The organism is Brevibacterium marinum (assembly GCF_011927955.1).
Taxonomy (GTDB): domain Bacteria; phylum Actinomycetota; class Actinomycetes; order Actinomycetales; family Brevibacteriaceae; genus Brevibacterium; species Brevibacterium marinum.
This window is the reverse complement of the sequence record NZ_JAATJN010000001.1, coordinates 3,493,231-3,513,201: the sequence shown is the minus strand read 5'-3', so window position 1 is coordinate 3,513,201 and position 19,971 is coordinate 3,493,231. Positions and strand designations below refer to the sequence as shown.

General features: G+C 65.0%; 18 protein-coding genes. 7 read left to right on the top strand and 11 right to left on the bottom strand.

Features of this window, described 5'->3' with window-relative positions; all coding sequences use genetic code 11:
- Positions 1 to 377: 377 nt before the first annotated feature.
- From BKA07_RS15670 to BKA07_RS15645, 6 genes are all read left to right on the top strand, one after another.
- On the top strand, positions 378 to 1,166 hold the full coding sequence (locus tag BKA07_RS15670) for a Bax inhibitor-1/YccA family protein (RefSeq protein WP_167953314.1): 789 nt from the start codon (positions 378 to 380) through the stop codon (positions 1,164 to 1,166).
- An 82-nt stretch (positions 1,167 to 1,248) separates the two neighbouring features.
- Positions 1,249 to 1,617 carry a hypothetical protein gene (locus tag BKA07_RS15665; protein ID WP_167951725.1) on the top strand — a complete coding sequence of 123 codons (369 nt, stop codon included), beginning with the start codon at positions 1,249 to 1,251 and terminating at the stop codon, positions 1,615 to 1,617.
- 98 nt (positions 1,618 to 1,715) lie between these two features.
- Entirely contained in the window at positions 1,716 to 3,293 is a 1,578-nt protein-coding gene (locus BKA07_RS15660; protein WP_167951723.1) for a molybdopterin-dependent oxidoreductase, read from the top strand.
- A gap of 431 nt (positions 3,294 to 3,724) precedes the next feature.
- The gene (locus BKA07_RS15655) at positions 3,725 to 3,931 is read left to right on the top strand and encodes a hypothetical protein (protein ID WP_167951721.1); all 207 of its coding nucleotides are present in this window, start codon (positions 3,725 to 3,727) and stop codon (positions 3,929 to 3,931) included.
- On the top strand, positions 3,928 to 5,466 hold the full coding sequence (locus BKA07_RS15650; protein ID WP_167951719.1) for a sodium/proline symporter: 1,539 nt from the start codon (positions 3,928 to 3,930) through the stop codon (positions 5,464 to 5,466). Before BKA07_RS15655 ends, BKA07_RS15650 begins: the two co-directional genes overlap by 4 nt.
- Positions 5,459 to 6,097: a hypothetical protein gene (locus BKA07_RS15645; RefSeq protein WP_167951717.1), complete on the top strand. Its 639-nt coding sequence runs from the start codon at positions 5,459 to 5,461 to the stop codon at positions 6,095 to 6,097. Before BKA07_RS15650 ends, BKA07_RS15645 begins: the two co-directional genes overlap by 8 nt.
- Before the next feature lie 13 nt (positions 6,098 to 6,110).
- On the opposite strand, the gene BKA07_RS15640 is transcribed toward BKA07_RS15645, so the two are convergent.
- Positions 6,111 to 6,554 (bottom strand): VOC family protein, encoded by a 444-nt coding sequence (locus BKA07_RS15640; RefSeq protein ID WP_167951716.1) that lies wholly within the window; start codon positions 6,552 to 6,554, stop codon positions 6,111 to 6,113.
- A gap of 18 nt (positions 6,555 to 6,572) precedes the next feature.
- Between BKA07_RS15640 and BKA07_RS15635 the strand changes: the two genes are divergently transcribed.
- On the top strand, positions 6,573 to 7,469 hold the full coding sequence (locus tag BKA07_RS15635; RefSeq protein ID WP_167951715.1) for a helix-turn-helix transcriptional regulator: 897 nt from the start codon (positions 6,573 to 6,575) through the stop codon (positions 7,467 to 7,469).
- 149 nt (positions 7,470 to 7,618) lie between these two features.
- Here the strand turns inward: BKA07_RS15635 and nhaC are convergent, their stop codons facing one another.
- From nhaC to BKA07_RS15585, 10 genes are all read right to left on the bottom strand, one after another.
- A complete protein-coding gene (gene nhaC / locus BKA07_RS15630) occupies positions 7,619 to 9,061 on the bottom strand; it encodes a Na+/H+ antiporter NhaC (protein WP_209043999.1) in 1,443 nt (480 codons plus the stop codon).
- A complete protein-coding gene (gene iadA, locus BKA07_RS15625) occupies positions 9,058 to 10,200 on the bottom strand; it encodes a beta-aspartyl-peptidase (RefSeq protein WP_167951714.1) in 1,143 nt (380 codons plus the stop codon). Before iadA ends, nhaC begins: the two co-directional genes overlap by 4 nt.
- A gap of 23 nt (positions 10,201 to 10,223) precedes the next feature.
- Positions 10,224 to 11,036 carry an ABC transporter ATP-binding protein gene (locus tag BKA07_RS15620; protein WP_167951713.1) on the bottom strand — a complete coding sequence of 271 codons (813 nt, stop codon included), beginning with the start codon at positions 11,034 to 11,036 and terminating at the stop codon, positions 10,224 to 10,226.
- Positions 11,033 to 11,827: an ABC transporter ATP-binding protein gene (locus BKA07_RS15615; protein WP_167951712.1), complete on the bottom strand. Its 795-nt coding sequence runs from the start codon at positions 11,825 to 11,827 to the stop codon at positions 11,033 to 11,035. Before BKA07_RS15615 ends, BKA07_RS15620 begins: the two co-directional genes overlap by 4 nt.
- Positions 11,824 to 12,765 carry an ABC transporter permease gene (locus tag BKA07_RS15610; protein WP_167951711.1) on the bottom strand — a complete coding sequence of 314 codons (942 nt, stop codon included), beginning with the start codon at positions 12,763 to 12,765 and terminating at the stop codon, positions 11,824 to 11,826. The genes BKA07_RS15615 and BKA07_RS15610 overlap by 4 nt, the downstream gene beginning before the upstream one ends.
- A complete protein-coding gene (locus BKA07_RS15605; protein ID WP_167951710.1) occupies positions 12,762 to 13,832 on the bottom strand; it encodes an ABC transporter permease in 1,071 nt (356 codons plus the stop codon). The genes BKA07_RS15610 and BKA07_RS15605 overlap by 4 nt, the downstream gene beginning before the upstream one ends.
- Before the next feature lie 2 nt (positions 13,833 to 13,834).
- Entirely contained in the window at positions 13,835 to 15,406 is a 1,572-nt protein-coding gene (locus BKA07_RS15600) for an ABC transporter substrate-binding protein (protein ID WP_167951708.1), read from the bottom strand.
- Positions 15,407 to 15,788: 382 nt separating this feature from the next.
- Positions 15,789 to 17,933 carry an iron ABC transporter permease gene (locus BKA07_RS15595; protein WP_245161979.1) on the bottom strand — a complete coding sequence of 715 codons (2,145 nt, stop codon included), beginning with the start codon at positions 17,931 to 17,933 and terminating at the stop codon, positions 15,789 to 15,791.
- A gap of 3 nt (positions 17,934 to 17,936) precedes the next feature.
- Positions 17,937 to 18,998: an ABC transporter substrate-binding protein gene (locus tag BKA07_RS15590; protein ID WP_167951707.1), complete on the bottom strand. Its 1,062-nt coding sequence runs from the start codon at positions 18,996 to 18,998 to the stop codon at positions 17,937 to 17,939.
- A gap of 73 nt (positions 18,999 to 19,071) precedes the next feature.
- The gene (locus BKA07_RS15585) at positions 19,072 to 19,914 is read right to left on the bottom strand and encodes an ABC transporter ATP-binding protein (protein WP_342449096.1); all 843 of its coding nucleotides are present in this window, start codon (positions 19,912 to 19,914) and stop codon (positions 19,072 to 19,074) included.
- Positions 19,915 to 19,971 lie beyond the last annotated feature (57 nt).

Genomic DNA, 19,971 nt, shown 5'->3' with positions numbered 1-19,971 from the left:
GGCGGCGCCGAATGGCGGCACCGCCAAGCGGCGGCGTCGCCGAGCGGCTGGGCTGCCGAGCGGCGGCGTCGCCGAGCGCATATCGTATCGTCGAAAGCAGAGGCCCTGTAGTCCGCTTTCGACGATACGGTCCACTCTCGATTCTTGGCTGTGCGTTTGCTGCAGGAACCGCTGGGATCATTTCTGACGTGAGTGCGGGAATAGCGGGATCCTGCGCAGCGTTACGATCGTGCAACGCTCGCTGTATCGAGCACGGGATCTTCAGTGACTGTCCAGGTCATGTGACTAAACTGAGACCACGCTCCAACTCTCGTGCGGCACCTCGTCGACGCGAGCAATCTACTCAGATCGAAAGGATCTCGACCGTGAGTAACCCCATGATGAACCGGGCTCTCAATCAGGGAGTTCAGGCCGGACGCAATGAGCCGGTCATGTCCGACCAGGAACTCAACGACCTGTTCGACAAGCCGGCCGCGCAGAACCGCAACGCCGGTCCGCAGGCCGCCGAACGTGCCATGACCTACGACGACGTCATGATGAAGACCGGTGTCCTCTTCGCCATACTCCTCGCCGGTGCAGTCGTGGGCTGGTTCGTTCCGCCCCTCGCTCTCCCCGCGGCCATCATCGGTCTGGTCCTCGGCCTCGTCAACGCCTTCAAAAAGGAGCCGAACAGGGGCCTGATCATCGGCTACGCCGCCTTCCAGGGAGTCTTCCTCGGCGGCATCTCCGCGATGTTCGAGACGACGTTCCCCGGCATCGTCATCCAGGCCGTGCTCGCCACGCTCTGCGTCTTCGGCGTGATGCTCGCCCTGTTCAAGTTCAAGGGTGTGCGCTACGGCTCGAAGATGAAGAAGTTCATGCTCATCGCCGTCGGCGGTTACGCGATCTTCTCGATCATCAACTTCGGCATCGCCATGATCACCGGCACCGGTGGCGCACGCAGCAGCGACATCACGATCATGGGCATCCCGCTGGGCGTCATCATCGGAATCGTCGGAACCGTCCTCGCGGCCATGACGCTGATCATGGACTTCCAGATGATCGAACAGGGTGTGAAGCAGCGGATCCCGGAGAAGTACTCCTGGATGTGCGCCTTCTCCCTCATGGTCACCCTCGTGTGGCTCTACATCGAAATCCTGCGCCTCCTCTCCTACTTCAGAAACTAGACGAGACTCGGGAACCAGACGAACCGGACCGGAGGCCGCAGCAACTGTCAGCCGCTCCGGAATCGGCGTCTATGATTGAGATATGGATAACGTGACGGCGGACCTCGAGACTGAGGTCCGCCGTCTGCGTATGCGCATCATCGGTCTGAACTCCCGTCAGCTCTCCGAGGTGGGCCCGAATTCCCCCGAGACCGCCGCTGGGACGGACGAGACCACCGCTGGGGCGCTGTCCCGTCGCGACACCATCGCCGAGGCGCTCGCACAGTTCTCGTCCATCGGCTCCGGAGGCCGCCCGGTCCCGGACTTGGGCGAGCAGAGCCTGGCCGACCAGGTCGTCGTCCTCATCGAAGAGGGGGTGGCTACGACAGCGGACCTGCCGGAACCACAGCGGCAGGAACGGCTGGAGCTGCTGCTCGACGCCGCAGTTCGACTGCGCCGAGGCCTTGCTTAGCAGGCGTCATCATTCTGTAAGGTTTTCGCCGCGCTCGACCACCGGCGACCGCGGATAATCGAGGGCACCATCCGCCGCCCCAAGAAGGTCACATTCCGATGATCGATCGCCGTCCACTGCTCTTCACCCTCTCCGGCATTGTCGCGACCCTCGTGTACTTCGGTGCCGCTGAGTTCATCGCCGGCGCCTTCTCCGCTGCCTCGGCGCCCCTGCTGATTCTGGGGCAGACGATCATCCCACTTGTGCCCACCGCTATGATCAAGGCCGCCATCAGCGTCTTCGGCACGAACGACAAACTCGCACTCGTCATCACCCTCGTCCTTGTCGGAGCCGTCCTCGGGGGTGTGATCGGACGAATCGGGCTGCACCGGCGAACCCTGTCGTTCGTCCTCCTCATCGGTCTCGGCATCCTGCCCGTGGTTCTGTTGCTGAGCACGGGCGGAACGATCCTCGACTCGATCCCGGCACTTGGGGGAGTGGCCTTGGGTTGCGGGGCCTACATAGGGCTGATCCGCCTCGGCGAGGGTGTCGCGCCAGCCGGTGACCTCGCTGGTCGGCCCGGTGAGGCCGCCGACCCGATCACCCCACCGCGCGGTACAGACCGGCGTACCTTCTTCGGGCTGGCCGGAGGCCTGAGCGCGGTCGGCGTCGCCGCCATCGCGGCGGGACAGTCCGCATCGATCCTCGCCCGGAACGCGGCAGGAGCGGTGACGAAACTCGTGTTGCCACCCCCGGCCACCTCGGCGCCGGAGATCCCAGCGGGAGCCGACCTGGGCATCGATGGACTCGCCACGATCATGACCCCCAACGAGGACTTCTATCGCATCGACACCGCACTTATCCCTCCTGCTGTCGACGCATCCTCCTGGTCGCTGCGAATCCACGGAATGGTCGAACAGGACGTCACCATCACGATGGCCGAGCTGCTCGACCTGCCACTGGAGGAACACCGTGTGAGCCTGGCGTGCGTGTCGAATGAAGTCGGTGGTGATCTCGTCGGCAACGCCACCTGGCTGGGCTACCCGGTGCGCGAGCTGCTCAAACGGGCCCGACCGAGCGCGGACGCGGACATGGTGCTGTCAACATCCGATGACGGCTTCACGGCCTCGACCCCGCTCGAGGTGCTCACCGACGACCGTGCCTCCCTCCTCGCCGTCGGCATGAACGGCGAACCTCTGCCCCGCGACCACGGCTTCCCCGCCCGACTTGTCGTCCCCGGCCTCTACGGCTTCGTCTCGGCAACGAAATGGGTCACCGAGTTGGAAGTCACCCGCTTCGCCGACGAAGAGGCCTATTGGACGAAACGCGGCTGGTCGACCCACGGGCCCATTCTGGTGGCCTCTCGTGTCGACGTTCCGCGCGCGGGTGTCCATGTCAGCCCGAACCAGGACGGCCAGGTCGTCACCGCGGGAATGGCCTGGGCCCAGCACGTCGGCATCGCCGAGGTGAGAGTGCGCATCGATACCGGCGAGTGGCACACAGCCCAGCTGAGCGAAGAGCTCAACACCGACACCTGGCGGCAGTGGCGCTGTGCCTTCGACGACCTCGACCCGGGCACCCACACGGTGACGGTCAGAGCAGTCGACGAGGATGGCAACGTCCAGATCTCCGAACGCCGTCCCGCGATTCCCGGCAGCGCCACCGGACTCCACGAGCGCCAATTCGTCGTCGACTGAGCGGACCGGACCGCAACGTACGAGCGCATCGGCGCAGCGATGGCATCGTGCAACCACGGCATCGGCGCAACGATGGCATCGGCGCGGTGAACCTGCAACAGCTCCCCGTGTGCACAGTGCTTTTGCAGGTTCACCGCGCCGATAGTGGCCCGCTGGCCCGCTGGCCCGCTGGCCCGCTGGCCCGCAGGCCCGCAGGCCCGCTGGCATGGTCCGGCCGAGCGGCGGTCACTGTCGAGGCCGTGCTCGGAGAAGCATGTGAGCGAACTGTCGAAACGATGTATGGTCGCTCGTAGCACGGTGTCGGATCCGGTCGTACTCCTCAACTGCTGCACGCACCCAGCTGTTGCACACAGCCAACTGCTGCACAACAGCCTCGAGTCGTCGCATACGCACCCGTCAGTCCAGTTCAGCTACACAACGAGGTGGTTCCAGTGTTCGGTCTCCCGGCGGCAACCGTCGCCATCATCTTCGGCATCCCCGCGATATGGGTGATCTACACGCTCGTCTTCGTTGTCCTCTCTCGCGGCTGGAAGGCCGAAGACGTCGCCGAGGACCAGCTCACCGCCCGGAATTCCGACGGCGGGAACACCCCCGACGGGCCGTCCGCCTCGGCGCAGGGAAACGGGGGAACGGCATGAACATCGAAACCTGGTTCCTCGTCATCTACTTCGTGGCGATGGCCGGCATCGGCGTGTGGACGCTCAAGATCGGCTCGAAGGGCAGTGAGGGATACCTGCTGGGCGGACGCAGCATCGGTCCGGCCGTGACGGCACTGCGCCTGCAGTCCTCGTCGATGTCCGGGTACATGTTCCTCGGCGCCGGCTCCCTGGCCTACACCAAGGGCTACTTCTCTCTCTGGTACGCGATGGGTGACATCGGCGGCGGTGTGCTCAACCTGTCGATCCTGGGACGGCGCATGCGCAAGCTCTCGCAGATTCTGGGCTCCCTGACCTCCATCGAATACCTCGAGCACCGCTACCCGTCCAGGTGGATCCGCGCAATCGCCGCTCCCGTGGCGGTATTCTGCATCTTCTTCTACGTAATGAGCCAGTTCATCGCCGGTGGTCGCGGCCTCGAGATGGTCACCGGCATCCCCTACGCCTGGGCACTGCTCATCGCCGTGGGCGTCATCGTCTTCTACACCTTCCTCGGCGGCTACCTGGCCGTTGCCTACACGGACTTCGTCCAGGCGATCATCATGCTCATCGGCATGGTCTGGATCCTCATCGGCACACTCCAGGCCGTGGGTGGATGGACCGCGGGCAACGAGGCGGTCGGCCAGATCAACCCCAACCTGCTGACCATGTGGGGCCCCGAGGGCATCGATTCCGTGCAGTGGGGAGTCATCATCGGTGCGGTGCTCGTGTTCTCCATCGGCTATATGGGGTGGCCGCACGTCAACGTCAGCCATATGGCCATGAAGCGGCCCTCGGTCGCACGCACGGCGAGCATGTACGCCACAGGCTTCAACCTTCTGTTCATCCCGGCGCCCTACATCGTCGGCATCATGGCGCTCATCCTCCTGCCCAACCTCGACAACCCTGAGCTCGCGGTCTTCCAGGTCGCCGACACCGTTCTGCCGAACTTCGCCGTGGGCATCGTCATGGCCGGCATCATGGCAGCTATCATGTCCACAGCCGACGCGCTGCTGCTGCAGTCGGGCACGATCGCCAGCCAGGACCTGTTCCAGCGCTTCGTCAAGAAGGACATGTCCGATCAGCAGTCGGTATGGGTCTCGCGGTTCACGGTGCTCATCCTCGCCGTCATCGGCTACATCGTCGCCGTCAACGATCCGCCGGCCGTCGCCGAGGTGGTCATCTTCTCCACGACCGTGCTCGGTGCCGCATTCGTCCCCGTCTACGTGGCCGCTGCCTGGTGGAAGAAGGCGAACGTGCCCGGTGCGATCTCATCGATGCTCCTCGGCACCGTCTCCTCGGTCGTATGGCAGCTGACGGGGCTCGTCGACGTCACCGGCGTCGATCCGATGGGCGTGGGCATCGTGTGCTCGACCCTGGCCCTCATCGTCGTGTCCCTGGCCACACAGAAGTCACACCCGGTTCCGGCACATGTCGTCGCCGCAATGAAGGAGACCGACAAGATCGGTGCCATCCCGGCACACATGCTCACCGGTCAGAACGATGCCCTGGCAGGCCAGGTGCCCAAAGATGCGTGAGCATCCGGAGTCCGGCTTCCCCGGAGCGGACGAAACGGAGGTCCCCTCTCGTCCGTTCGCGTCGGAGACGGCGCTGAGGATGGCACCGAACATCACCGACGCCGAGGCGCTCGCCGTGTTCCGGCGCAAGCTTCCCGGTGCCGACGCCGAGGTCCGGTCCGCGTTCCATCCCTTCTGGTGGACGGTGCTGGGCGCTCGGACGAGCAGCATCTTCCGGCGGAGGGCATCGCCGATGCCGGCCGAAGCGTCGCTCTCGGCAGGACAGATGTCGGGGCAGCGGATGAACGTGTTGGTCAACGCCTATTCGGGCAAGGGGTTCATCGCCGACTTCGAACCGCAGGGGGAGACCGTTCCCTTCGAGGAGTGGCTCGAAGCGGTCGAATCCTCGGACCAGGCGGGCGCCCGGCCCGAGGCCTCCGAGGTCAGCCGAACGGCTCACTCACTGGTGCGCACGAAGGTTCTCAGGACAGTGAAACTGGGCATGGGCGTGACCATCGACGAGTCGCTCGCACCCACGGGGATCCTCAAACCCAACTGGGTGGTCACCGGAGCCAACGACAGGTTCTCGGCCACCATCCTCGTCGATGGTCTCGATTCCTCCCACTACATCGTGCGAGTGGCGAAGCTCTAGGCTCGGCTGGGCCTCATCCCCAGTTCTTCGCGTCGCTGATGCAGAACGGGTGGCCGGCCGGATCGAGGAGCACCACCCAGGTCTCGCCCGGCTGGGGATCGGCCCGTTCGGCGCCCAGCTCCACGCATCTGGCGGCCGCGTCCGCGACGTCGTCGGCGGCGAGGTCCAGATGGAACTGCTTGTGTCCGTCATCGGTCCAGTCGGGGCGCTTGTAGTCCGGAATCGTGCCGATGCCCAGGGCATGGCTGGGACCGGTCAGCATGGCATAGTTCTCGTCCGAATACGCTACAGGCCAGTCCAGCACTTTGGACCAGAAGTCGCCGAGCCCGGCGGCATCCGGGGCATCGAGGGTGACCATCGCGAGCTGCGCGACCGGCACCGCCTCGCGGGAGAGGGCGTTCGTGGGGTCGGCGGCAGCTCGAGGGGCAGGGGCTTCATTCATTCGTGTGTCAGTCATGTCTGCCATTCTTGTTCCATGGACGATGTCGTCGATAGGAAGAAACCGCCATCGGGGGAGGTGCCTCCCGACCATTTCTACGGGCGTGTGCTCAAACCTGCGCAGATGCTCGAGCACGCCCGGTATTCGGTTCCGGCAGCGGTAGCCGAGGAGCTGCGCCCCTGGGTGAAGCGCTTGTGGTCGGTGACCTGGGATCTGTCCGAAGGTGAGCGCTATCAGACGGCGACCGTATCGGAACCGGGGATCAACCTCACCGTGGAGTTCGGCGACATCCATCGAGCGAATACGAGCGGGGCGGGGACGTGGCTGACGGGGCCGGTGACCACTCGTCGATTCGATGTGGGCCTCTACGGTCGGGGTGGTGTCATCGGTGTCAATTTTCGCCTCGGCGGCACTCTGGCGTTTGCGAACGAGTCACCGGCATCGATTCGGGACACGACGGTGCCGGCCGCTGACTGGTTTCCGGTCATTGAGGCCCAACTGGGCCTCGAGGAGCACCTTGTCCTCGACCAGGTTCGTGATTCCGACCTGCGCTTTGCCGCTGAGACGCTTCAGACGTGGCTGCTGTCTCGGCACCCGACGATGACCGAGGGCTATGCCCGGTTCACACGGATGCTGGATCTTCTCGACGACCCGAGCGTCATCAGCCTCGGCGAACTGTCAGCGCGCTGCGACATGAGCGAACGGTCGCTGCAGCGGATGTTCCAAAGGCATTGCGGTGTCGGGGTCAAGAGAATCCTCACTCGGGCTCGTGTCCGTGATGCGGTGGCCGCGATCGATCACGGGTGGGATCGTTCATCTGCCGAACTCGCGGTGATGTTCGGATGGTTCGACCAATCCCACTTCACGACCGATTTTCATCGCGTCACCGGATACACACCCCGCGAGTACCTCAGAGCCCGCGAATTGAGATGACACACGAACGGAAGACACACAGCGTTGCGCCCTGCCCCGCCGCCCGCAACACCCGCTAGGCGAACATACCCTGGTGCGCCACTTGTGCTCGACGCCCGCACGTACGGCTAGCGGGTGTGCGGTGGGGCGGCCGGTGACGTGGACCGGGTTCAACGTCGTTTGGCGATGCCGAATCCGGTGTACCCGAGCAGGATCGCGAAGGCGAAGCCGACATAGCAGAACACCGCCCACGGGGCATAGTCGAGGACGGAGACCCCCAGAACGCCGGCCATGTACACACCTGCCGAGGACCACGGAACGAGCGGAACGACGACGGTCCCGGAGTCCTCGAGCGTGCGTGAGAGGTTCTTGGCGTCCAGCCCCCGGTCCGCGTAGGCCTGCTTGAACAGTTCGCCCGGGACGATGATCGAGAGATAGGAATTGCCGGTCACGACGGCCATCGTGACGCATGAGACCACCGTGGAGAGGACAAGATCGCCTGTGCGCTTCACGAACTTCAGCAGCGACCGGATGATTGTCTCGAGGGCACCGGAGCTCGACATGATGCCGGCGAAGGCGAAGGCACTGAACGCGATGAGGATGACACCGGTCATCGACGCCATCCCGCCCTGGGTCACCAGCTCGACGACCTGAGGATCCAGATTGTTCAGAGTCGAGGACCCGACCTCGAGCATGTCCGGTGAGAAGCCGTCGACGGTGGACGCGAAGATCGACTCCATGCTGACCTTCTGGAAGATCGCGGCGAGAATGCCGGCGACCAGCGAGGAACCGATGATCGTCGGCAGCGTGGGCAGTTTGAGAATCGCTCCGCCGAGGACGATGAGCATCGGCAGGAGCAGGAGGACGTTGAAGGAGAACAATCCGTCCAAGGTTGTGGTGACCGCACTGATCTGATCCGAATCGGTCCCACCCGAGCGCTGATTGATGCCGACGAACAGGTAGAGCGCCAGCGCCACGATCGTGGCCGGGATCGTGGTGTAGAGCATGTGCCGGATGTGCTCCCACAGGGTGGTGCCGGCAGCGATCGGCGCGAGGTTCGTCGTGTCCGAGAGCGGTGAGAGCTTGTCGCCGAAGTACGCACCGGCGACGATGGCACCGGCCGTCGCCGCCAGCGGTGCGTCGAGACCCGTGGCGATGCCCATGAGGGCGACTCCCACTGTTCCTGCCGAACCCCAGGAGGTTCCGGTGATGACCGAGACGATCGCCGAGATGACGAAGGCGATGAGGACGATGAACTGTGCGCTGATGAGCCCGAGGCCGTAGTAGATCATCATCGGAATGGTGCCCGAGATCATCCACGTGCCGATGAGGATGCCGATGGAGATGAGCACGAGCAGCGCCGGCATCGCAGTGTCGAGTTTCTCTCGGATGCCCAGGAGCATCTCTTCCCAGGTCAGGCCCATCCGCAGGGCCACGAGGCCGGCGATGATCGCGGACAGGATCAGCAGCGGTTCGGGTGCGAGGCCGAAGACGCCGTAGCCGACTGCCAGAAGCACGAGCATTGCTCCCAGCGGGACGAGCGACCAGCCCAGGGGCGGACGCTTCCGGTCGACATCGTCAGTGACAGTCGTCGTGTCGTGCTCGTGGCTCATTCGAAGGTGCCTCGGATCTGTGGTTCGCCATCACGGATGACCTCTCGTCCTCGGGCGAAGGCTATCTGGATGGCATGCTGGTCGTCGGTGAGGAGGATGTCGGCATCGCAGCCTGCGCGAATGCGGCCCTTGTGACCGAGTCCGAGGGCGTCTGCGGTGTTTGAGGTGACAAGGGAGACGGCTTGGGACAGATCGATGTCGAGCGCCTCCGCGCATGCCCACACCTGCTCGTACAGGGTCGTCTGCGTGGCCACCTCCATGCCGATGAGCCGCCCGCGATCGTCGAACTCCGGCAGGCTTCCGTTGGCATCGGAGGACAGCGTGAGACGACTGAGATCCCCGCCGAGGTCGACATAGCGTCTGACCGATTCCGCCGTCGTCGACCCGGCCGTCATATCGACCGTGGCTCCCTTGGCCGCCAGATCCACCGCATCGGCGAGAAGCTCGGGACTTCTGGTCACGTGGGTGGCGTAGACAGACTGCGGGGCGATCGGATATTCGTCGAGTAGCCGGTGCAGCGGGGCAAGACGGGCCGAGTGAGGACCGACATGGAAGTGGGTGATGCCGGCCTTGCCGGACAGCAGCCCGCCGACATGGCTCTGGCTGACGAGATCGGCCAGAGCCTCGACGGTGGGCTGGAACGATCGGCGGTCGGAGATCGCGACCTCTCCGACGCCGATGACCTTGTCGATGAGGACGAGATCATCGACGACGCTTCCGGTCAGGGTCCGTGCCGGGACCTGGTAGCTGCCCGTATAGATGAAGGTGGAGACGCCCTCGGCCTCGAGCCCTCTCGCCTTGGCGAGGAGATCGGCATGGCTGCGGGTCACACCGTCGGTTCCCAGGCAGCCGATGACCGTGGTCACCCCGGCAGCCACGATATCGCCGACCCGGATCTCCGGGGTGCGGTTGGCATACCCGCCTTCGCCGCCTCCACCGGCGATGTGGACATGCGGGTCGATGAATCCGGGGGTGGCGGTCAGTCCTCGAGCATCGACGACGTGGGCGTCGGGAAGGTTCCGCACCGCCTCGGCGGATATGTCGCCGATATGGGCGATCTGCTGACCTTCGATGAGGATGTCCTGCTGTCCGAGCCGTTCGGGGGCGCAGATCTCGGCCCCGCGCACCAATGTCACCATGGTCTGTCTCCTCCTTGCAGCTCTTACCCCGGGATGATCCCCTTGCCGTCGACCCGGGGGATGGCGCTGAGCAGCTTCTTCGTGTACGGGTGCTGGGGATCGTTCCAGATCTGTTCGGTCGGGCCTATTTCGACGACCCCACCGGATTCCATGACCGCCACTCGGTCGGCGATCTCATGGACGACGGAGAGGTCGTGGCTGATGAAGATCATCGATGCGCCCGAGTCGATGGCCAGGTCCCTCATCATCGTGGCGATTCTAGCTTGGAGGAAGGCATCGAGCGAGGCGATCGGCTCGTCTCCGACGAGCACTTTGGGCCCGGCGGCGAGCGCGCGGGCGATGGCGATGCGCTGTCGTTGGCCGCCGGAGAACGAATGGGAGAACCTCTGGGCGGCGTCGATGGGCAGGTCGACCGCCTCGAGGAGGGTCTCCACCGTCCACCTCCGATCCGGATCGAGGGCGAGGGCATCGGTGAGCTGATCTCTGATGCGTCTGCGTGGGTTCAGGGATGCGTAGGGGTTCTGGAACACCATCTGGATCCCCAGCAGCTGTTTGGGGCGGCGGCCCAGGCCGAGTGGTTTCACCGGGTGCGAGTCGAAGGTGATGCGTCCGTCGGCGGGTTTCTCGAGTCCGCAGATGAGCTTGGCCAGCGTCGACTTCCCGCAACCTGATTCGCCGACGAGTCCGAGGACTTCTGATCGGCCCAGCTGCAGTGAGACGTCGCTGACGGCGCGGAATCGTCCGCCTCCGTCGAGCTTGTACTCGCAGGCGATGTCGTCGAGTTCGAGCAGCGGCTGCTCGGGCGTTCGGGTGTCGGCCTTCGTTGTGGTCGTCATCGGGGTGAGACCTCCGCTCCGGGCAGTGATTCGATGAGCGATCGGGTGTATTCGTGCCGGGGTGCCGTGATCAGCGGTTCCCGATCGCCGGTCTCGACAACCAGCCCGTTCTCCATCACGACGATGGTGTCGGCCACCGAGGACAGAACGCCGAAGTCGTGAGTGACCAGCAGGACGGCGAGGTTGAGATCATCGCAGAGCTCACGCAGCAGGCGCAGGATTCCCGCCTGAACGGTGACGTCGAGGGCCGTGGTCGGTTCGTCGGCGATGAGGACCTTCGGTTCGCAGATGATCGCCGAGGCGAAGGCGATGCGCTGCAGCTGCCCGCCCGAGAATTGGTGAGGGTATTTCGAGATCGCCTCCTCCGGACTGGGCACCTTCGTCTGTCCGAGGATCCTGATCGCGTGCCGGAGGGCCTCCTTCTTCGAGACCTTTCTGTGGTGCCGGAGATGGTCGGTGATCTGGTCGCCGACCGAGAGCATGGGGTGGAACGCCGAGGACGGGTCCTGGAACACCATCGACAGCTGCCTTCCGCGCAGGCGATTGTGCTTCTTCGACGGCAGCCCGACGAGTTCGGTGCCGGCGAAGTCGATGCTGCCCGACAGCGTCGACCGATCCGGTGACAGGCCCATGATGGCCATCCCGGTCTGGGTCTTGCCAGATCCCGATGCCCCGGCGACACCGGTGATCTTCCCGGCTTCGAGTTCGAAGGACACATCGCGAAGGATGTGCTTCTCCTGAGCGCCCGTCGTCACTGTCAGGTTGAGATCGCGAATGCTGATGACGCTCATTTCGTTGTCTCTCCCACTTCCTGCGCGGTGTGCGGATCGAGGGTGTCCCGCAGGCTGTCTCCGATGAAATTGAAGGCCACGACGATGGTGAGGATGCACAGGCCGGGGAAGAAGGCGATCCACCATGCGGAGAACTGGGAGACGCCTTCACTGATCATCGCTCCCCAATCGGGCGTCGGGGGAACGACGCCCAGGGCGAGGAACGACAGCCCCGCCATCGTCAGGATCGCGGTGCCCACGTCCAAGGTGGCCAGGACGACAATGGGCGAGACCACATTGGGAGCGATCTCGCGCAGCAGCGACTTGCCGGCGCTGAAGCCGAGCAGTCGACCGGCGATGACGTATTCGCTGCTGCGGGCCGTCATCACCAGCGACCTGGTGACGCGCGCATAGGATGGCCACGACACGAGGAGGATGGCGATGATCGCATTCTTCAGCCCGGGGCCGAGCGCCGCTGCGATCACCATGGCGAGGATGATCGTGGGGAAGGCGAAGACGAGATCGGCGATGCGCATGATGATCTCATCGACGAACCGGCCGAAGTAGCCGGCGATGGCGCCCAGCACGGACCCCATCACGGCTGAGCACAAAACGACGAAGACCGCTGCCGGAAGAGTCGTGCGCGCGGCCACGACGATGCGGGAGAAGACATCGCGTCCGAGGGTGTCGGTGCCGAGTGGGTTCTCCGAGCCGGGGGCGAGCAGGCGTCCGAAGTTCTGGGCGAGCGGGTCGAAGGGCGCCAGCAGCGGGGCGAAGAGCGCCACGAGCAGCCAGATGAGCAGGATGGCGGCCCCGACGAAGCCGAGCGGCGTGCGCAGCGCCTTCGGGAATCTCGGTCTCCACCGTTTGATTCCGGGGTCGAGGGGATTGCGGTCGAGAGCCTCGGCGCCGGTGGAATCGGCATTCGTCGGTGGCTGTTTGGGTGAACCGATGCTCATCGCACCCTCACTCTCGGGTCGACGAAGCCGTAGATCAGGTCGACGACGAAATTGACGATGATGTAGACGATTCCGATGACGAGGCCGACACCCATGATCACGGGCAGGTCGAGAGTCGTCGCTCCGCGGTAGGCATACTGCCCGAGGCCGTTCCAGGCGAAGACGGTCTCCGTGAGCACCGCCCCGGACAGCAGTGACCCGAAGGCCAGACCGACGACCGTGATGACCGGGACCAGAGCGCCGCGGAAGATGTACTTGAATACGACCGTCCGAGGGGCCAGCCCCTTCGCCCTGGCTGCCGTGACGTAGTCGAGTTTGATGATGTCGAGCACGCTCGAGCGGCTGAACCGTGTCAACAGTCCGATCGTGAACAGCGCAAGGACGCACGAGGGGAGGATCAGATGCCCGAGCGCATTGGTGAATGTGGCCATCTGACCGGCCAGGAGGGAATCGACCGTGTACAGGCCCGTCACGCGGGGAGGCGGTGTGAGCCAGGGGTCGAGTCGGCCGGCCCCGCCGACGACTCTGAGTTTGAAGAAGAAGACGAAGTAGCCGACCGCCGCGATCCAGAACGTCGGGGCCGAGATGCCGATCAGGCTCAGTGTGCGGATGGCGTGGTCGACGATCGTGTTCTGTTTGAGCGCGCTGAGCAGCCCCAGCAGCAGACCGATGATCACGGACAGGAGGATCGCTCCGATGCCGAGTTCGATCGACGCGGGGAATACCTGCCCGATCGACTCCAGCACCGGAACCCGCGTCTGATTGGACACTCCCAGATCACCGTGGAGCAGATTGCCCAGGTAGGTGATGTACTGGACGATCAGGGGCTGATCCAAACCGAGTCGATCACGCGTCTGGGCCACGATCTCAGGGTCCGCAGCGGCACGATCTCCCAGGATGGCGGCCACCGGGTCCGTCGGAACCAGGTTCGTCATCAGGAACGTCACGACGGTCACGCCCCAGATCAGGAGGATGCTGATTCCGATCCGGACCAGGATGAAGCGCAGGAGCGGGTGGATCTTCGGTGGGCTGAGGTTCTTCTGCTGATCGGTGGCCGAAACCGACATTCTCACTCAGCTTTCGCGAAGTCGAATGTGACGTCGGCGTTGGAGACGTAGGATTCGATGCGATTGCTGACGACCACCGTGCTCACCGGCTGGACCAAGGGCACCCAGATGCCGGTCTCCGTGGTCGCTTGGAACAGCTTGGCGTAGGCGGGTCCGCGGTCCTCGCCTTCGGTCTCGGTGGCGGCCGCGGCCAGTTCGTCGATCTCGGGGTTGTCTCCCTCTGCCCAATTGACACGCTCGGCGACGCTGCCTCCGGGGACGAAGACGTTGTAGTTCGATGGGTCGGGGTAGTCGGCACCCCAGGTGCCGATTCCCATGGGCTGCTCTGCGGCACGGAAGCCGTCGAGCTGTGTGGCGCTCGGTGCCGGTTTCAGTGAGAGCTTGATGCCTGCCTCTTTGAGCTGGGCCTGAATCGTCTGTGCCAGCTGGGCGATGTCCATGCCGTTGACCGCCTCGTCGCTGGCGTAGTGGAAGGGGACGGCCTCGCCTTCGTAGCCGGCCTCGTCCAGCAGCTTCTTCGCCTTGTCCAGGTCACGGTCCGGTGCCTGGTCCTTGGGTACGGCCCCGTTGAATTCGTTCGGCACCGGGCTGGCCATGCGCTGGCCGTTCTCACCGGCCAGATCGAGGATCTTGTCGTAGTCCAGAGCCGAGGCGACGGCCTTTCTGAAGTTGGGATCGGCCGTGGGACCACCGATCTCCTCATCGGTGTTGTTGAAGATGTAGATGCTGCGCGTCGACGGCAGGGACGAGATCTGGACCGCGTTCTTGTCGAGGGTCTCCACCTGGTCCGAGCTGAGGTCGAAGGACACATCAGCCTGACCCGATTGGATGTCAGTGACCTGAGTTTCGGCGGAGACATTGCGCAGGACGACCTTGGAGAACTTCGGCGCCGGTCCGTTGTAGTGCTCGTTGGCCGTGAGCACAACTTTGCTGTCGGCGTCGTATGTCTCGACCTTGTACGGGCCCGATCCTTGCGAGTTCTGGTTGAGGAACTGCTCGGCGCCGTCGTTCTTATCGGTGGTGCCCTCGTTCTCCTTGACGACCTTCGAGTTCACGATGCCGATCGAGGAGTTGGGGAGAATGTAGGGAAGCGCGGGATTGGGCTTCTTGCTGATCAGCTCGACGGTCTCATCGTCGACCTTCTTGACCGTGACGCCGTCGAGGAAGAAGGACGGGTTGCCTTCGATGCCCTGCAGACGTTTGAAGGAGAAGACGATGTCGTCGACCGTGACGGGATCTCCGTTGGAGAACTTCGCATCCTTCTGCTCAAGCGTCAGGGTCATCTTCTTGTCGTTGTCCGACATCTCGTATGAGCACAGGCTGTCGGTCGGCTTGGTCAGGTCGCCGTCCTCGAATTCGAGAGCCGTCTGATAGATCGCATTGTCGATCGTCGAACCGGTGAACTCGAACTGGCGGTGGGGATCGATCGTCTTGAGGTTGAAGGCGGTCTCAGCGACGATCGCGTCACCCGCCGCTCCGCCTTCGGAGTCTCCTCCGCTGCATGCGGCCAGACCGAATGTGAGAGCAAGGGCTGAACCGATCGCGAGCGCTCGGCGGGGGAGACGGACCTTCATGTGAGATTCCTTACGTTAGGTGTTGTAGCTCACACTAAGTCTCAACCAGTCCCCGTTCAATCAGGCATGCCACAATGCTGAGTGTTTTCCGCTGTGGCATTCTGCCAATGCCCCGACTTGCGGGTTCGAGCCAGGGGTGGAACACCCACTGCGCCCATGTGGCAGCCGCGCAGCGGGACCACACGTGGCGCCCGCACGGTGGGGCGACGCCTACACGGGGGGCGGCCCGTGCAGTGGGCCGCAACACCCGCTGGGCGCACGTACGCAGGTGCACCACTTGTAATGGACGCCTGCACCTTCGGCAAGCGGTTGTGTGCTGGGCGTCTACACGCTGGGTGGCTGCACGCTGGGGCGGGTGCTCGCTGGGGCAGCTGCCGACTTCTCAGGCCCGCGAGCGTGCCAGCAGGTACACGAAGTAGGGGGCGCCGATGAGGGCGACGATGAGACCCGCGGGAATCTGGGCGGGGGCGATAACCGTACGGCCCAGGGCATCGGCGCCGACAAGGCCCAGCGCGCCGAGGAGCATGGCAGTCGGGACCACTCGGGCATGCCGGCTGCCAACGAGGGCACGGGCGGCGTGCGGAGCGACGAGCCCGATGAATCCGACCACGCCGACGGCCGAGACGCTGACGGCGGCAAGCACCGCGGCGGTGATGAGCACGGCCAGACGGACGGGTTCACGTGGGACGCCGACCAGCCTCGGCGTATCGTCGTCGAGGGCCAGCAGATCGAGCTCGCGAGTCCAGACGAAGGCCAACGGAATCGCGATGAGGATGACGAGTGACACGGGTGCGACATCGACCCAGGCACGACCGTAGGTCGACCCGGAGAGCCAGGTGAACAGTGCCGGTGTGTCCCACGGATTCGCCCGGACGAGGAACAGCGTGGTCAGAGCGGTGAAGCCGAACCACATGCCGATGCCGATGAGTACGAGCCTGTCGGTGTTCATCCCACCGCGCCATGAGAGCCCGTAGACGATGGCGAAGGCCACGAGTGCACCGACGACTCCCACGCTCGAAATCAGCACAACGGTGGCGCCCGGAACCAGTGTGACGACGATGACGGCCCCCAGCCCGGCGCCGCCGGTGATGCCGAGCAGACCCGGCTCGGCCAACGGGTTGCGGGCGCCGGCCTGGACGAACGTGCCCGACAGTCCGAGAGCGGCACCGGCGGCCAGGGCACCTGCCACACGTGGGGCGCGGGAGTCGAAGGCGAAGGAGATCCCCGGTGCCGCCTGGTCCTGGATCCACAGCATCACATCGCCGAGGAGGTAGAACCGTTCTCCCGTGAGCAGGGCGAGGATCGCAACAACGACCAGCAGCACGACCGCCATACCGATGACCAGTGCGGCACGACGTGGACCGTGTGCACGTGACTTGGCCGCAGAGGTCGCCGGTGCAGGACCCGAGGAACGCGTCGAGCGGGCCAGCAGCACGAGGACGATCGCGCCGAGCACCGTCGTCGTCACTCCCGACGGCAGGGTGATCGCCTCGGTGGCTCCGACGATCGCGCGCAGCAGCGCATCGGCGAGGATGACGGTGATCGCACCGATGAGCGCCGTGGCCGGAATCATCACCGCATGCTTGCCCAGCACCGGCAGCAGGCGAGCGAGCAGTCGGGCGATGACCGGAGCGCAGAGTCCGACGAACCCGATCGGTCCGGCCAGGGTCACGGCCGTGGCCGTGAGGATGACGGCGAGCAGAATCCCGATCGCCCGGGTCGAACGGATCGGCACGCCCAGGACAGAGGCGGCGTCATCGCCGAGGCTGAGCAGGTCCAGCCGTCGTGAGAGCACGATGGCGGCGACGATGATGAGACCGATGACGGGAATGCTGCGCACTGCCGCGGTGCCGTCGAGCTGATTGAGGGTGCCAGAACCCCACGAGAACAGGCTCGTCGTCTCCTCGGCGAACAGGATGAGCAGGGTCGACGTGCCCGCCTGCAGCGCCAGGGCGGTCGCGGTCCCGGCAAGCACCAATCGAGTCGTCGACGACGCCGCCCCGCCGGCCAGCCCGAGCACCAGAGCCGCGGCGAGCAAGCCACCGATGAAGGCGACACCTCCGGAGGCCCACACGGGGATCGAGAGACCGAAGGCCGTGACCACGGTGACGGCGAAGTATGCGCCGCCCGTGACGGCCAGCGTGTCCGGTGAGGCCAGCGGGTTGCGGGCCAGGGACTGGAACAGCGCACCGGCCACTCCGAGTGCGACACCGACGAGTATTCCTGCACCCACGCGCGGAAGCCGGGATCCGATGAGGATGTCATGGGCACTGGGGCCCGCCTCGGCGGGGGAGCCCGATGCTCCGGTCAGGGCCGCAAGCAGGTCCCGGAAACCGATCCCCGAGGTGCCCTGAGTGATGTGCCAGAACGAGATCAGGGCGAGGACGAGGAGCAGCCCGAGGAGGACGCCGGTGGCCGAGAGTGCTCCGATGGCTCCGGGCCTGCGCATGGGTGCAGCGGTCGTCGAGTCCCTCGATTCGTTCGCCGAGGCGGTCGTGGTCATCGTCGTGGGTGCGGGAGCGGTCATGGACTACTGGGTCAGCGCGTCGACGTAGGCGTCGAGTGCCTGTTCGGCGGACTTGGGGCCTCCGAAGGTCCAGATGCCGGCCGGGAACGCATAGGTGCGCTCGTCCTTGACGGCCGGGATGTCGGACCAGAGGTCGTTCTTCTCCAGCAGCTCGACGTAGTCCTCGGACTCGGGGTCGTCGGTGCCGGTGTAGAGGAAGTTCGCGTCGCCGACCTTCGAAATGCCCTCGATGTCGGTCTGGCCCAGCCCGTATGCCGGATCGACCTCGCCGGTCCACACGTTGTTCAGGCCCAGTTCTTCGCCAAGCTCGCCGAAGAGCGATCCCTGGCCGAAGGGGCGCAGAGCCACGTTCGACCCGTTGACCCAGCCGTCGAAGTAGACGAAGTCCTTCGTCTCCGGATCGGCCGCCGCGATGGCCTGCTTCGACTTCGCGACCTTCTCGTCGAAGTCGTCGAGGACGCTGTTCGCGCGCTCGCTGCGGCCGGTCACCTCGGCGAGCGTGCTGAAGGTGTCTTTCATATAGGCGATCGGGTCCTCGCCATCGGCACCGGCCATTGCCATCACGGCGATGCCCTGGTCCTCGAGCTGGCCGACGATCTTGTCGTCGCGGGCGGTCGTTTCGATGATGACGAGGTTCGGGTCTGCCGCGAGGATCGACTCGACGTTGGGCTCCTGGCGGGTGCCGACATCGGCGGTGTCCTCGGGCAGCTCCTCCGCTGTGTCCCAGGTGGTGAAGCCCTTCGCGTCGGCGACGGCGGTCGGGTTGACGCACAGGGAGAGCAGGTCTTCGGTGTACTGCCATTCGAGGGAGACGACCTTCGCCGCGGGTTCATCGAGTGCGATCTCATGACCTGTGTCGTCCTTGACGGAGACCGGTTCCGCCGAGGTGGTGCTCGAGTCGTCGGCACACGATCCTGAAATCGATGTCGAGTCTCCACCGTCGGTCGAAGCCTCGGTCGATGTGGTGCCGCAGGCCGACAGTGTGAGGGCGCACGCCGCGGTGAGGGAGGCGAGGGCGAATGTCGTCGTGCGCGGACGTGTTCGGGGCAGGGGTGTCAGGGTCATGGCTTCTCTCTGATGATGGATTCGACGGTGCTGCTGACGGTGGCGGTGCTGATGGTGCTGCTGGGATGTGAGCTCAGACCGCGCTTGCGAGTCGCGCGGGTGCGCGGGCCGAGCGACGGCGGCGGGGCAGGGCCTCGATGCGCACCATTCCGGTGTCCTCGTCGAGGCGTGTGGTGATCGGGAGACCGTAGACCTCGGTGAGCACCTCGGCGGTGAAGACCTCTTCGCAGCTGCCGGCAGCCCGGATTCGTCCTTCGCTGAGCAGCACGATGTCGTCGGCGACGGCTGCCGCATGGTTGAGGTCGTGGAGGACGACGCCGATCGCGGTCCTGTGGTCGTCGGCGAGGTCGCGCATGAGGTCGAGGATCTCTGCCTGGTAGCGCAGGTCGAGGTGATTCGTGGGTTCGTCGAGCAGCAGGACTCCCGTCTCCTGGGCCAGGCAGGTGGCCAGCCACACCCTTTGGAGTTCGCCGCCGGAGAGCCGGTCGACCGAGCGATCGGCCATCCGGGCGGTCCCGGTCAGTTCGAGCGCCTTGTCGATCGCCGTCTTGTCGGCCTCGGTGAGTGAGGAGAAGCGGCGACGATGCGGATGTCGGCCATAGGCGACGATCTCGCGCACGCTCAGCCCGGAGGGATGTGGCCGAGACTGAGAGAGCAGTGTGACCGTGCGGGCGAATTCACGCGCCGACAGTGCGGTCGCGGAAGTGGTCGCTCCCGCGGACCGGGTCGTCACCTCCCCGGAACTGACCGGGTGCAGCTGCGCCAAGGACCGAAGCACAGTCGATTTTCCGCTGCCGTTGGGACCGATGAGTGCCGTCACACGGCCGGGGGCGATCGAGAGGGAAACACCATGGACGACCGGCGTGCGGTCGTAGCCCAGTGTGAGGTCAGAGGCATGCAGGCTGGTTGTGGTCACAGTGTCCTTGGAGTTCACGGTGTATAGCCTAACCTAAGTTAGGGTCGGCTGGGTGAT